13 protein-coding genes are annotated in these 14401 nt (G+C 33.4%); 6 read left to right on the top strand and 7 right to left on the bottom strand.

What is annotated here, in order from left to right:
- Nucleotides 1-73 precede the first annotated feature (73 nt).
- The 4 genes from ACMAYX_RS02435 (at nt 74) to ACMAYX_RS02420 (ending at nt 4445) form a co-directional block, all read left to right on the top strand.
- A complete protein-coding gene (locus ACMAYX_RS02435) occupies nt 74-727 on the top strand; it encodes a hypothetical protein (protein ID WP_412471493.1) in 654 nt (217 codons plus the stop codon).
- Between the two features lie 11 nt (nt 728-738).
- Nucleotides 739-3378 carry a hypothetical protein gene (locus ACMAYX_RS02430; protein ID WP_412471492.1) on the top strand — a complete coding sequence of 880 codons (2640 nt, stop codon included), beginning with the start codon at nt 739-741 and terminating at the stop codon, nt 3376-3378.
- Nucleotides 3379-3584: 206 nt separating this feature from the next.
- Nucleotides 3585-4034 carry a universal stress protein gene (locus ACMAYX_RS02425; protein ID WP_412471491.1) on the top strand — a complete coding sequence of 150 codons (450 nt, stop codon included), beginning with the start codon at nt 3585-3587 and terminating at the stop codon, nt 4032-4034.
- 9 nt (nt 4035-4043) lie between these two features.
- Nucleotides 4044-4445 (top strand): c-type cytochrome, encoded by a 402-nt coding sequence (locus tag ACMAYX_RS02420; protein ID WP_412471490.1) that lies wholly within the window; start codon nt 4044-4046, stop codon nt 4443-4445.
- A 41-nt stretch (nt 4446-4486) separates the two neighbouring features.
- Here ACMAYX_RS02420 and ACMAYX_RS02415 read toward each other — a convergent pair whose 3' ends face one another.
- The 3 genes from ACMAYX_RS02415 to ACMAYX_RS02405 all read right to left on the bottom strand — a co-directional run bounded on the left by ACMAYX_RS02415 (nt 4487) and on the right by ACMAYX_RS02405 (nt 7123).
- A complete protein-coding gene (locus ACMAYX_RS02415) occupies nt 4487-5281 on the bottom strand; it encodes a hypothetical protein (RefSeq protein ID WP_103217394.1) in 795 nt (264 codons plus the stop codon).
- A gap of 163 nt (nt 5282-5444) precedes the next feature.
- Nucleotides 5445-6551, bottom strand: a complete 1107-nt coding sequence (locus ACMAYX_RS02410; RefSeq protein WP_412471489.1) for a hypothetical protein — start codon at nt 6549-6551, stop codon at nt 5445-5447.
- 8 nt (nt 6552-6559) lie between these two features.
- Nucleotides 6560-7123, bottom strand: a complete 564-nt coding sequence (locus tag ACMAYX_RS02405; RefSeq protein WP_392991746.1) for a hypothetical protein — start codon at nt 7121-7123, stop codon at nt 6560-6562.
- A 152-nt stretch (nt 7124-7275) separates the two neighbouring features.
- Here ACMAYX_RS02405 and ACMAYX_RS02400 point away from each other — a divergent pair, with 152 nt between their 5' ends.
- Nucleotides 7276-8649, top strand: a complete 1374-nt coding sequence (locus tag ACMAYX_RS02400; protein WP_412471667.1) for a serine hydrolase domain-containing protein — start codon at nt 7276-7278, stop codon at nt 8647-8649.
- Here the strand turns inward: ACMAYX_RS02400 and ACMAYX_RS02395 are convergent.
- A complete protein-coding gene (locus ACMAYX_RS02395; RefSeq protein ID WP_412471488.1) occupies nt 8642-9142 on the bottom strand; it encodes a TlpA family protein disulfide reductase in 501 nt (166 codons plus the stop codon). The genes ACMAYX_RS02400 and ACMAYX_RS02395 overlap by 8 nt on opposite strands.
- 221 nt (nt 9143-9363) lie before the next feature.
- Between ACMAYX_RS02395 and ACMAYX_RS02390 the strand changes: the two genes are divergently transcribed.
- Nucleotides 9364-10734 (top strand): sensor histidine kinase, encoded by a 1371-nt coding sequence (locus ACMAYX_RS02390; protein ID WP_412477727.1) that lies wholly within the window; start codon nt 9364-9366, stop codon nt 10732-10734.
- 19 nt (nt 10735-10753) lie between these two features.
- Here ACMAYX_RS02390 and ACMAYX_RS02385 read toward each other — a convergent pair whose 3' ends face one another.
- Genes ACMAYX_RS02385 through ACMAYX_RS02375 form a run of 3 tightly spaced genes read right to left on the bottom strand, consistent with a single transcriptional unit; the run spans nt 10754 to nt 14261 of the window.
- Complete coding sequence (locus ACMAYX_RS02385) at nt 10754-11248, bottom strand: hypothetical protein (protein WP_392991751.1); 495 nt, start codon at nt 11246-11248, stop codon at nt 10754-10756.
- Nucleotides 11245-12345, bottom strand: a complete 1101-nt coding sequence (locus ACMAYX_RS02380) for a hypothetical protein (protein WP_412471487.1) — start codon at nt 12343-12345, stop codon at nt 11245-11247. Before ACMAYX_RS02380 ends, ACMAYX_RS02385 begins: the two co-directional genes overlap by 4 nt.
- Nucleotides 12345-14261: a hypothetical protein gene (locus ACMAYX_RS02375; RefSeq protein WP_412471486.1), complete on the bottom strand. Its 1917-nt coding sequence runs from the start codon at nt 14259-14261 to the stop codon at nt 12345-12347. Before ACMAYX_RS02375 ends, ACMAYX_RS02380 begins: the two co-directional genes overlap by 1 nt.
- Between the last annotated feature and the right edge of the window lie 140 nt (nt 14262-14401).

Below are 14401 nucleotides of genomic sequence, written 5' to 3'. Positions count from 1 at the left end.
ATCTATTAATTTAATTGTTAATAAAGTTTATTGGTCGCTTGTCGATAAGTGGCTATAAACTAAGGAGGTCTTAATGAAGTTTAATTCGCTGTTAACTATTACAAGTCTGTGTGCTCTACTTATATCATGTAACGGAGGTTCTATTAATGGACGTTCTCTAAGTTCAGTTTCTAATAATGTCGAAGTTTTTTCTGTCGGCGATATTAAAACAAGTATTTTTTCTCCAGAAGAATTCCGATCGATACATGGGCCAGCATGGGTACTTATGGACGGCGGAAAAGACTTTCAAAGATTAAGAGAATCATTTCCGGAATTATCTCTAAATCAATTATTGGGACATGGAATCCCTGATGCTAGAGGAAAATTTTTAAGAATGCATAATAACGGAGCAAAGTGTACTGAAGAAAATGAAGCTTGCTCTTTTGATGCTCAAGAGGGGCGTGTTCTTGGCTCATATCAAGAAGATGCTTTTCAAAATATTACAGGTACTCTAATACAGATTGCGCACGGTAGAGATGTAGGTAGTTCTGGTTCAGGTGTATTTCAACATATTGGTCAAGGAAACCGAGGAAATGCACAAGGTGGTGGTCGAGCTCAAAGTTATAAGTTTGATGCATCACTGGTGGCAAGAACTTCTACTGAAACTAGACCTAAGAATATTGCAGTTAATTTCTATGTAAAAGTTATTGGTTGTAATGCTTTCGATAATGTAGAAAATTGCAAATAAGAGGAGTCTAAATGAAGAAGTCTCTTATATTTATCATTTCTTATGCATTATTCTTTCAACAGATCCATGCTTCTCAAAAGCTTATGCAGGTTGTTGCAAGTGAAGATACTGTATCTTTCAAAGATCTAATTGGTAAATTTAATCATCAGATTTCAGTAAATAGTAAAGCTGAAAATGGTTTTAAGACAGTTAGTGGCGGTTTATCTAAGGCAGGTGCTTTCTTTGGCCTCGTTCAAGTTGTACCGTTGTCTTTAGCGGCGACGGGTTTGAGTTTTGCTGTCGATGGTGCAAACCAACTTAGAAAATTAAATAACCATATTAAGGGTCTCGACTCTGAAACGATGTTTGAAGCAATTGAGTTGTCTTTATCTAAACTTGCTGTTGTTAATGAAGAGCGCTTAAGTAAAGTTTTTCTAATTGAAAATGATGAAAAGAGAACAAAGGAGCTTTGGAATTTAATTAAAAATGATGACCTTTTTAGCTCCTTAAAACAGGATCTAGAGCCTGAAGTATTCATAAAAATTGCACAGCCAGCTATTGTTAAGCTACATGATTATACAGTTGAGCTTGCTTCTGAAATTAATAATAATGCAGCAGATATTGGCGATCTTAAAGACAAATACAATAATTTGGAAGGTCGTGTAGGAAAAATTGAAAGTAATCTTAAAAGCTTTGCAAAGGCCCTACATAAAAGAGACAAGAAAATTGATGAATTAGTTGAGTCTCTATCTGATTTAGCAAGTAAAACAAAATCGAGATCAATCGCCTCCGTTGAAGAGGATCTTAAGTCATCATCTAATGGTGATAATAGTGGCGCTGTTGTCGTTGTTTCTCAATCTTCATATCAGGCGTCAGTTGAGAAATGGAAAAATATTGCAGTAGAGGCTTATCAATATGCTGAGGTATCATTAACAATTGCTACAAACCTTGGTCTTAAGGGAAAAGATCTCGAAAGAGCAAATAATGTTTTAAAATATTCTCAAGCGACAGTTAGTGTTATTGCTGCCTTCTCAGGTGATCCAATGTCTATTATGAATGCTACTGCTGCAATCACTGGACTACTTGGTGGGGGAGGGATGGATCCTGATGCTCAAAGACATGCCGAGATAATGGAAGCATTTGGAAAGGTATTTCAAAACCAAAAACTAATGATTGAAAACCAAGAGAAAATATTCAAACAAGTTATTGCTATACGAGATGACCTGGCAAAGTATTATAAGAAACATGAGAGTTGGTATCAAAATTTTGATACAAAGCTTGATAAGGTTTTAGGAAATCAGGCCGTAGCGTTAGATATTCTTAGGGATAATAATCCTCAAGTTCAAAAAATGATCTCATGTCAAAACTTTCTAAATTCAAGGCTAAGCTCTTGTCTTGCTGATGATTTTCGCTACCGTCATAGTAATCTTCAAAACTGTGTTGATGATATTAGAAGAAATGAAGAAGCATTTAAGCCAAATGATGTAGGTAGCTTTGATGTTGTAATTGGTGGTAGTTATGACAGTTATGAGGGGATTGTTGAAAACCTCTACTATGGTGGAGCAAAGGAAGAACTGGCACCTTGTCTAGCTGGGCTAAGAAGTATCCTCGTTCCAAATAATAAATACATTCTTTCTAAAACAAATATTGATAGAAATGATGACTTTAAAACTGCTTATGATTCCGTAATTAATAGTGAGTATATTCCTTTGTTACAACTGTATAATAAGTTTTTTAGCTCGGCATCAACGAACGCAAAAGATGAGGATAGAGCATTTAGTTCTCTATATTACGCATTAGATGTAACTGATGTGGGTGCTAAGAACGCATTGCCAACAAAGCAAATTAACATTTTTGATACAAACAAAAAGTTTGATTTTTCAAAGAGTCGAAATTTTTTAAATGAAAAACTTTTAAATCTCTATCATACTAAAGCTCTTAATCAGTATATCTCTTACTTTTTAGAGACTTATTATTACTACTACATTTATGATCAAATCAATGAAAAACCATATCCTAAGCAAAAGGTTATGGAATTTCTAACGAGCAGTAAGAAGCGTGAAAATAATTATGTGAAGTCAATATTTCTAAATGTTTTAGAGGTTATTGATACGGCCTTAAGACAGCAGGCATTGTTATCTGGTACTCAGTTACTCCCTTATATCAAGAACTATCTTTATGGTAATAACGTGTCTAATGATGAAACATGGCCTGCAATAGATAAGTTCATTTCAAGTAATGGACATGCCTCTAAGAATCTTTCAGTGTATATCCTTCATGAAATACTTAAGTATAAGCGAGGTGATTCACAGGAAATTGGTTATAGTGAAACTTTGAATGAGAACCTCCAAGTTTATAATGAATATATTTCAGAAGAATTTCAAAGTTGTCTTTACGATTTCAAAGAGAAAAAATATCCAACAAGTTGTAAGTCTAAGTTTATCAAAAATTTTGATTTCCCATTTATTATTGATGGAAGAGAAATTGTATTCGTGAGTGCAGATAAACAAGAAATTCGTCTACCTCTTGCAGAAATTGATGAAGTCTCTAATAATAAATTCTTCTGGTCAAATCAGAGTCGTGAACTTTTAAATCTTAGACAGAAAGTCATTTCTGAGCTTAAGTCTAATCCTTATGTCTATAAAGAAGTGCTAAATACACTATCTCGATAGACAAATGTTAGATATCTATTTGTCCAGGTATTTTTTCTTCATTTACTAATGAAGAGAAAATACTTGGGCATTACTATCAGTTAAATACTCAGGTTTATGTTTTATTAATAAAGATTAAGATCTTCTTATCTATAATGTGACGTATGTCATATTCGAGTACTATTGTATAAAGAGATAATATCGATATCAGAACAAAGGGAGGTTCCATGAGTAAGCTTATGATTTGTGTTGATATAACTGATGAGTCAATCAATGCCTATAAGAATCAATTAAAGGATTTCGACTGGAATCGCTGGGATGAAGTTCATCTCGTGCACGGTTTTGAAACACTAGTCTATGCAGATACTTTCTATTTTGCTTCTTATCCGCTTGAAGGACAAATGGGTGATATTGAAAAGTCTGTTTCAGATCTCTTACTGGGTCTTTCTAATCAAATTGTTTCCGAAGATTATAAGGGAAAGGTCTTTGGTAAATGTCTTTTTGCTAGCTCAGCAAAGGTTGCCCTGAAGGAATATGCTGAAGATAATAATATTGACGAAATGATTATTGAAACAAGAGGTAAGCATGGAGTGGCCGCGCTGTTTTCAAGCTCATTTGCGGAATACATGGTAGGCCACGCGCCTTGTCGTCTTATGATTTTACGTGAAAAGAAATAAGAGGTGATTTTGAGAAATTTGATATTATTATTTACGCTATTTCTAGCTTACTCTTCATGCTCAAGTGTTAACACTGAGTCTCGTCAGCATTTTGAGAATAAGAGCATGAGGCATGGAGTTGTTCCAGTGGCAGAGAGTGAAAATAAAACACCTGTGACTCGTATTTATAGTGCCGAATCAGTTCTTAGGGGCAGGCGTATTTATATGAATAAGTGTTCTCAGTGTCATGGTGAAAATGGAAGGGGTGTTGATAAAGTTGATCTTCAAAAATTATCTAAAGAAATCCCTAACTTTAATTTCTACTTATTGGTTTCTAGTTATAAACAGAAGATGCCTGGTTGGAAGAATGTCTTAACTGAAAAAGAAATTAAAGATCTTGAGAATTATATCTATTCGCTTGCTAAGAAATAAGAAAGGCCCCAGTTTAAACAGGGGCCAATATATTAGTTTAATTATCTATTTGAGTGACCTTGGTGTCTAGGACGATAACCTAGGTCCTTAAATTCTTCTTTTAATGCTTTTTTTAGTTTCTTCTTATCGATTACTTGTCCAAAAGTCGTATAATCAAAGTAAGTGTAACGGTATAAAAACCATTCTTTGTATTCTTGTGTTAAAACTGAATCAACACCATCAATTGTTAGAAGATCCATCCAATTAAGCTTAACTCCTACTTCGACACTTTTTCTTTCAAGTTCTCTAAGTCCTGCTTCTGATATTTTGTGAACTCTATCTCTAAAGCCTTGCTCATTACAAAGACTTCCATCTTCATCCATCTTAGTAAGAATAGACATTAAGTCTTCATTTGAAACATGCTTATAGGCCGGAAGATAATTCTTAATTAACCATAGATCTCTTGTGTTACCTGAAAGTACACTGTAGAGACGACTACTTAATTTAAGTTGGCGCTTGTGATCAATACCTGAAATCCCATTCTTATCTTTATTTCCATTTTCCATCACGAGTACAATTCCCGCAAATATTGGAGCAAGAATTGGTAATCCTGCACCTATTGCTACACCAATAATTGAACCCGGGATATAGGCAGCAAATCCACAATAAATAAGATTCTCTTTTAAGTTCTTCTGCTTTGAGAAGCACTCTTTAATCATCTCTCCAGGTATTTTTGATGGGAGATAGCTTGTAGACTTTGTTCTAATTTGAATATCTCTTGCGAGTTCATTTTTACAGTTAAAGGCAAAAGTTTGAGTTGCAAGTAGTAGTGATAAAGTAAGTGCTAATTTTTTCATTTCTCGTCTCCATTTTTATTTTTTTTGTTATGGAGGCAAGGTAATGGATATCAGAATTTATCTCATTTACATGAGGTGACGTTTTTAAAAATCATGAATTTATTTCTTACTTAATGGTGGTGGTAAGAGCTAAGTTGTTAGAAATACATTTGTTACAATTAACTCATTCAACACGATGGCGCTTTCTCTTCTTGTTTCTGTCTGTCATTTCAAAATCAAGCTGTATCCATTTAGTAATTGTATCGAATAGGCTGATTGTCTCTTTTACATCCAGATTATTTGGGAAGTGAAAAGGATATTTTTTCTCTAATGAAACTTCATTTCCTAGGGTCATTTTTGAATCATTCAAATATTGCCATGTAAGGTACTCTAGAATCTCTGCATCTCCATCAAAATAGATATGCTCCCATGTCGTCTTTATTTCTTGATTGGCAACTTGAGCAATGTCCAGATCAGATAGAGTAAGGCCTGCTTTATTAAAGTAATAATTAAGCTTTTCTTCTTCTAACCAGTATCTTTTTGATTGAATTATTCTAAAGAGCGCATCCAATTCAGTATGTGTTAAGGCATCTCTTAGATCATTGTATATGGATAGAGTATGGTGCCTTGCAAATAATTGTCCAAGGCGCATATTTGGCCTGTGATCGGCCTGCGAGTGTTCTCTGTGGTCAAAGTATTCTTTTGTGGCAACTCTATATGGAAATGGTGCACCTTCGCGCTTTATCTTTCTTCTTACTGCCTCGCCGCGAGGCTCTGAGCTCTTTAAAAAGTTACTCAGATATTTACGATCTCTGATATTCATTAAGTCATTTCGTTGGCCAACAAAACCGTTCCATGTTGGATATTCTCCCCACAATGGCCTTGGACGCTGCCCGTGGCACTCAAGGCACTTGGCTTGATTTATGAGCCACTTTTTGTTTTTAAGGTCTAAGACAAGAAGCTCATAGCGGAGATCTTCTTGATTCCAAGCGATGGCCTCAATCGAATCTTCTTCGTGTTGATCTGCTTCAAATGTTGAAAAGGTAATAACAAATGAATTTTTCTCATTCCAAATCACAGGCCTTAGCTTATTTGGTGCTGCTGGTAGTAGCGCCCCTGACTTATAGGCCAATGTCATATTTTGATAGTCTTCCTCCGGGATACTTTCAATAACTTGTGTAAGTGTTTGAAAGTCATTTGATTTGACCCAGTTGAGAAAAGCATCTTTGTCGAGGACCGTGGCCCTCGACATTGATGTGATAAATATCGTTAGAATGATATATTTAAGCATTGTGACTACTATCTTCTGTCATTGTAAGAATCGTAATCAAAGTTTTCAAAAAGTACGTCAATTTCTTCTGGTGTCCCGTAACGAACTTCAGATTTAATACTACAACGAACATCGTAGCTCGTTTCGTTATTGTATACTGAAGCAATTTTTAGCGTTCCTCTTAGGTCATAGTTTTCCCAAGTTGGGTTGTAGAGGTGAGCATCTAAGCTTGAAGCAATTAGACTCAGTGTCGAAGAATTGTCGACCGACTGATGTCTTAGTTCTAGAAGATATCCTGTTTTTGTTAGATTAGTTAATGGATCGACAAAGTTCTTACTTTCGAATTTGTAGTCAATTTTTTCAAGTGCTTTACCATCAATTGAAATTTCGTTAAATAGAGATTCTCCAGATACATCTGAGTACACTTTTTTAACGATAAGTTTTTTGTTGAAATTTCTGTCGTGACAAGAAGTTATCGTTTCGACAACTGTGTTAATGTCTTCGCCATAGTAATCATCGTATCCGTCATAAGATGCGAATGAAGTGTTAGAAGTAAATACAAGTGAAATAAGTAGAAGTAGGGAATTCTTCATTAGGTTCTCCAAGAAAAAAGTTTTGCTTGGAGAATTATTTAGTACGGATTTCTAAGCAGTCTGTCAAATTTAAAATGAGAAAGAATGCTATTTATTATCTTCGTTTTATATAATTATAAATATTTAGATTAGAGTTTAATATTTAAAGATCAATAATTTTAGACCGATATAGTGTTTGCATTTCAATTTCAATTTCAATAGAGGTCTTCATAAAAGTAATTCTTTTTGTCACTTTTATTTTTTGTCTATCATGTCAATTTGGTCAGGAGTCTAATATTAATACTGAAAAATTAGATAAGTTTTTTGCTGTTTTAGAAAATAAGAAAGTAGTTTCAGGAAGTGCTATATTAGTAAAAGATGGTAAGTCCATTTATAATAAAAATTATAATTTTGATAAAAATAATAAGAATCCTATTTATCGCATAGGTTCTGTTTCGAAAATATATACTGCTACAATTATTCTAAAGTTAGAGGAAGAGGGGAAATTAAAGCTTTCAGATAAGCTTTCTCTCTATTATCCAAAGATAGATAAGGCAGATAAGATCACTATTGAGGACTTGCTTCGCCATCGTACCGGTATTCCAAATATGACAGATCTTGCTGATTACAAGGAATACTCTCAAACTCCCCAATCTGAAAGTCAGATGATGGAGCGTTTCTATCGCTATCAGTTGGAGTTTATGCCTGGTGAAAAGTATGAGTATTCAAATACTGGTTATGTCATCTTAAGCTATATTGCTCAAAAGGCAGGAAATGATACTTATGCAAACTTACTAACTAGTTATATTGTTAATCCTCTTTCTTTGCAGGAGACCTTTGTCTATGATGCTAAAAGTCGTCGATCTAATGAAGTCACTAGTTACTTCAAAAGAGCTAACTGGGAAGAAGCAACCAATACTCATCAGAATGTTCCTCTTGGTGCTGGTGCCATTGCTTCCACACCACTAGAAGTTGCAACATTTCTTAGAGGATTATTTAGAGAAAAAATAATCAATTCAAGCTCTCTTAAGAAAATGAAAGAATTTATCGGCGAGGGAGAGTATGGATTAGGTTTAATGAAGTTTCCATATGCTGACAAATACTTCTTTGGACATACAGGTGGAGTCGATGGTTATGCATCTATCGCCGCCTATAATATTGAAGATGATATTGCTATGGTAAACCTAACAAATGCCTTGGCATTTAACTTTAACGATATGTCTCTTGCACTTTTGGCCGGATTTTATGGCGACGATTTTGATATTCCTGTCATTCAAGAGTCAATCTTAGTTAAGAAAGAAATACTTGATCAGTATAATGGAACATACGGAAGTAATGATTTTCCAATTAAGCTTACTTTTAGAAATGAAGATGGAGTTCTTCTAGGGGAAGCATCAAGTGATGCTCAAAATGAGATCCCTTTTGAAGCATTTTCTAATACGATATTTAAGTTTCAGCGTGCTCATATCAAACTTGAATTCAAAGATAATGGAGAGATCCTTATCTTTACACAAGGAGAGGAATTCACTTTAAAGAAGCTTAATTAGTTAGAAATTTTTCTGCTTCATAGATTCCAAGAAAGCTTATTCCTGTTGAGAAGGACTTAACTATTCCTTTATCTAAGAAAACTGTTGTTGGTGTAACCTGTATTCCTAAATCATAACCTAGATCATTATCTTCAATAAAAGTGAAAGGATATGGACTTTTCTTTAGGTATTTTCTTATTTTTTCAGTACTTTCAAATGGGTTGATAGCATAGATCGAATCCTTTGCAATTATACCATTTTCGACAGATTTTTTTAATCGTAGCATTTCAAGCTTACATGGAGCACATGTTGTCATCCAATAAAACGCTACTACTTTATTTTGTGGAGGAAATTCTAAAGCCTTCGAATTAAGCTCAATTGTCTTTACAGTTCTTGTTTGGATCTTTCTTTCTTTAATTTTAAAACTATTCGCAATTATCGGGGCCTGCTTTACGATAAACACTCCCAAAGCAATGACAAGTGCGATATTTTGGAGGGAAAAGTACTTCTTCATTCAAATCATTCCTAACTCTAGATTCCATCTATTGTATCATTTAAGCGCTCAGTCATACAATGCTGCACAAGTAGGTACGTGATAGAGGGATAAATAATATGCCTTTATTAGCAACAAAAATTCTGTGCAGTAACCATTTGTTTGATGATTCAAATCTAAGTGAATTATTTTACATGGGTTGATTCTTAATCTATCATTTAGATGATTAATTTATAAAGGTAGTGGATTTGTTAATTAACGCTAATATATTTAAAAAGAAGTTGTTTCTAGCGTCAGTTCTGATGTTTATTCTTCTTGGTATTAGCTGTGCTTATTACTTCTCTAGTAAAAACCGTAAGGCCGTAGTTGAGTTAAATCAGAGAATTGACCTCTTCGTTTCTGTCGTCGGCAATTTTGGATATAATGGCCTTATTCATAATTTTAAAAACTATGTAAATCGATCTAATGAAGCATATTACAAAAAAGCTGTCATAAAATTTAATGAAATCGAAGAAGCTTATCTTCGTTCAAAAGATTATAAACTATCCGATACAGAAAGAGAGTCTCTCGAAAATTTATTTTCAACAGCACAAGAATATCGTAACAATCTTGAAATTTTAAAAAATAGTGACAAGAACCTTTCTGCCGAAGAAAGGGATTATCTGGTACGTGTTGATGACACACAGGCCGATTTAGCGGCCAAGGAAGTTATTCGCATATTGGAGAGTAAAGAGGTTCAGCTTAATAATATTTCACAGGATATCTCTCGATTTAGTGTTATTGCGATTGTACTTCTTATTTTTGCAATGGCGTCGATGTACTATTTCGATTTATTGGCACTGGATCGAACAAATAAGAAACTTACTCAAACAAATGAAGAGCTTCTTCAGTTCTCTTACCGTACATCTCATGACCTGAGATCACCTTTGACAACAATAAGTATTTTATCAGATTTGATCATAAGAAGTATTGAAACTAACAGGTTTAACGAAAAAGACGTTAAACTTAAGGTTGAAAAGATTAGAAGTCGTGTTAATCATTTGGCCGAGCTGATATCAAGTCTTTTAGAACTGGCACGCCTAGACGTATCAACACATCCTAATGAAGAACTTGATTTTGAGACAATGATTTCTGATATCGTAATTTCAAATGAATACTTAATAGAGAAGAATAATATTCGTTTTTCAACTGATGTCGACCTATCTCGTGGGCACTCTTCCCAAAGAGTTAGAGTATTTCAAATTTTAAGTAATATCATTATCAATGCAGTTAAGTATTATGATGTTAAAAAAGATGTTCCATTTGTAAATGTTGAAATTCATGATGATATTGATAATCTCTATATCACAGTCGCAGACAATGGGGTTGGAATACCATGTGAAAGTAAGTCTCAAGTCTATGAGCAATTTGTTCGTTTCAATGAGGATAAGTCAATAGGTACTGGTATAGGAATGTATATTGTTAAAAAATCTGTTGATTACTTAAGTGGAACTATTGATTTTACTTCTTCTGATCAAGGTACTACTTTTAAGGTAATTATTCCGACTTCTTTGGTGGCAACGACAAATAATGAATACATTGCTCAAGACAATACAAGTACAATGATACATTAATATTATATATTCAGTGTACTTATATAGATATCGAGTATGTTCCATCTATTGATATGATGATCTCGCCATTGAGTTTCTTTTTAAAACGATATAATAATGATTTAAAGCTTGTTTCGGCCTTAAGGTAATCACAATCTTGTCCATAGATTTTTATTATTAGCTGCTGTCTATTGGACTTAGCTTCTTTTAAAGCGTCTAAAAGAACATTCTCTTTCTTACTTAATTTTCCATTAATCTCAATTTCATGCGGGACTTTGTTTTTTAATAATAGACTTGAGATTAGTCCATGGTTGGGATCATCTGATGAAGAGTTTATATCGACTTCAATTTCTTTTGAAAAATCTTCTCCATGTAGTTTAGCAGATAAAAGATAAAATAATGTACGGTTTAATAAATTATTATCTTTGCTTCGAATTATCGAATGAAGATTAGCTAATTGTTTATGTGATAGAGACTTTATATCGATAATATTTAATATTTCTTTATCAATTTTGCTAAGAAGTGCATCGATCATGATAAAGACTCCTGTGTAGCAAATATGATCTTTTCATTATTTGATAAAGAAAACAGCTGATTCTTTTGATCGAAAATGATAAGTCCTTCTATTTTTTTATTTATTCTAGATACTAAGGTCGTTAAGCGATTTCTTGCATCAAGCTCATCTGTATTCGGATAAATTTCCTCTATAATCTCTTTAAAGTCACATGGGCCGTAAGCTAAAAGGTGAATTAACTGGTCACTTATTTCTCCAAGTAGGTAAGGAGAAGTCTTTTTCTCTAGTCTGATTCTCCACGCCATTGTGAGTTGAGCTTTGTTAATTGTATTATTCTTGCTGAGATATACATTTTCAATGGCCTTTATTGCTTCTTTGATTTCAATAAAGTCGTAACATTGAAGCTCATCAAGAACCTTGTTCGCATTAATATTTTGCCCAAGACAAAACATCGATTCACAAAGATGAGTTAATGCTTGTGCATATTGAAGAGTGTTCTTTTGATCAGCTAAAATCATTAATGCTTTTTCATTGTAGCGATAGGCCGAACGTTGGGCACCAATCTTATGAAACTCATCAGCGATATTAACACAAATATTTGCTGCACTTGTTATGGATTCATGTTCAATTAGTTTATCAACTGATTCGATATAATTTGCTAGTAATCTTTTTCTTAGATCAATATTACCTTCTGCTGTTATTGTATTCATCTGGGCCGTTAGTGATTTTTTATTTGCTCCGATTTTTGTGTAGCAGTTATAGGCATTTAGAAAGTTGTTCTTTACCTGAATATGATTGTCTTGTTGAGCTGCTATTAAGGCCATGGCAAAATAGAGATCACCGATATAGGGAGAGTTTTTATATATTTCAATATTCTCGATTTCATAAGACTTATTTTCTAAAATAGCGATACGGCAAAGGCAGAAAACATGTAAAAAAGAATTTGGTTTTACTTCGTTTTGTAAGCGCTGAAGCTTAGTTTTATCGTTTAGATAATAGGCCATCATGATTTGAGTATATAAAGAATCCTCAGATTTATATTCTAGTTCAAAAAAAAGTTTCGTTAATTGTGCTATATCAGCATCGATTAAATGTGAGGGGTGAATAGTTATACTCATTAGTTCCAGCTATTAATTAGAGGTATACTACCTTTGTTGCTGTTTTTCTTTTTTACGCTATAAAAAACTCTAGCTTTGTTATGCCTAAGTAGAGCATCTTCAATGCTCTGATTCTTGCTTGTCCTAGAGACGTTTAGCATATCCGTAAAGAAGAGTTCTTTTATATCAGCTATAATTGTATTGTCTTCATCTAATATGATTTCAATTCTTGGGACAAATTTTTCAATATCATTATCAATGACAACTGATTCTTTAAATTTCTTGTTATGATTCTTTCCAGATATCGTTAGTATTATCTTATCATTCTTAAGCTTAATGACTGATCTAATTGAGAAGGTTTCTTCTGTGTTTTGATCCTTATTACTTTTAAAGTTCCTAATCTTTTTTCTCAATATTTTTATTAAGTCGACTTTATCATTACTGTAGATTTCCTTACACTTTGCTATTTCACTGTATGCAAGGCCTTCCCAATTTGCGAAGATATAATTGTCATCACTTTTTTCATGTGAATTTTTGCACCTGAAGCCAATTACTAAATTTCCTGCAATTGATAATCCCGTTGGAATAATTATTCTCTCTCTAAACTCTAATGAATTATATACAAGTGGCCCGCCACCATTTCCGTAACCATTACCACCTCTTATAATTATATTGTCTTTGAATTTACCTTTAAATTCTTTTAACATTTCAATTGTTTGTATATTTGACCTATTATCTTGATCAATATTTAAATCCTTCTGTTTTTTCTCTAGGTATAGGTCGTAAAGTTCTTTTATTTTTGTATCAGTTAGATCTCCATTGGCCTTACCATGCGTGTTTGGGATTTCTTCAATTAGTCTATCCTGATTCTTTTGACGATAAGTTGATTGATACTTTGTCGAATACTTAAATCTTACCGAATCTAAGTGTCCTCTTTTCCCATTTAAATAGTTTTTGATACAACTTTTAATATTAGAATGCGAAGTAAAGATCGATCTTTGCATGATTCGATCATAAGAAGTGGCAATGCCTGCAATTTGATACTTACTTTGAGTTAAGTTGTTATTTTGTAATAGTGGTGACCCACTCATTCCTGGAACAATGCTTGAGGGAGTGATTATTGCTTTACTTAAAAATGATTGACGGCTTTTTTCATGCTCTTTTACTTTTGAATCTAAATTTATTCGACATTCATTATGTGTTATCAGATCCATAATTGAATTCATCATTCCAATTTGATTGTGATGATTTTGCTTATATGGGATCGCTTCAGTCGTTATCGACTTGATTGCTTCTGAAATAGGAACAAAGAGTGCATTGCCCTTGTAGTGTTCAGGCGAGCTTGGATAGAAGTTACATGAAAGATCATACATATTACCGATCTGTACGTAAGAGAGAGTTTCTCCTGATAGTGAATTTTCAAAGAGTGGTCTATTATTGTAATTTATTTCTCTGTTTTCTCCAAAATGAAACTCAGACTTTTGTTGACCTCTTGGCGAATTATTTTTTCCATGAGTATAAAGAGAATTCTTATGTAGATCATATCTTCCAAATATCTCTTTTATATTATTATTAACTTCAACGACTGCAACATCATCGTTTGCACATGAGAGTGTGTTATCTTCTTGTACAGGAAAAAGCTCTCCACGATAGACATAGAATTTATTATCACCGTCGACCAGGTGTGAATTTGTGATAATAAACTTCCTATTATCACTTTCTATGGTGAAACCTGTTCCGGCAATCGGCATTTCACTCTCTTTATAATGAGAACCTATCACGACAAGAGATTCTTTATCTTCAATATAATGCTTCTTATAATACTCGTTTATTTTGTAGCTATCGACATTCTTACCAAGCAATATATCTGTATATGGATCTGCATTGACAAAAAATGATAGGCCAAGAGTATAGATAAATAGAATTTTATATTTCATATGCATATGTCATATACACAGCAAAGAAGGTGCCATTTTTTCGAAGTTATTACGTATCATCTGCTCGTATTTTGTTTAGATTAACAGACGGCCGTCTATTTTTTGATCAATTCTAAGCTAAAATACTACATTTATTGTGC

The organism is Halobacteriovorax sp. RT-2-3 (genome assembly GCF_047085075.1).
GTDB lineage: Bacteria > Bdellovibrionota > Bacteriovoracia > Bacteriovoracales > Bacteriovoracaceae > Halobacteriovorax_A.
The sequence above is the reverse complement of the archived record's forward strand: the minus strand, read 5'-3'. Positions and strand labels throughout refer to the sequence as shown.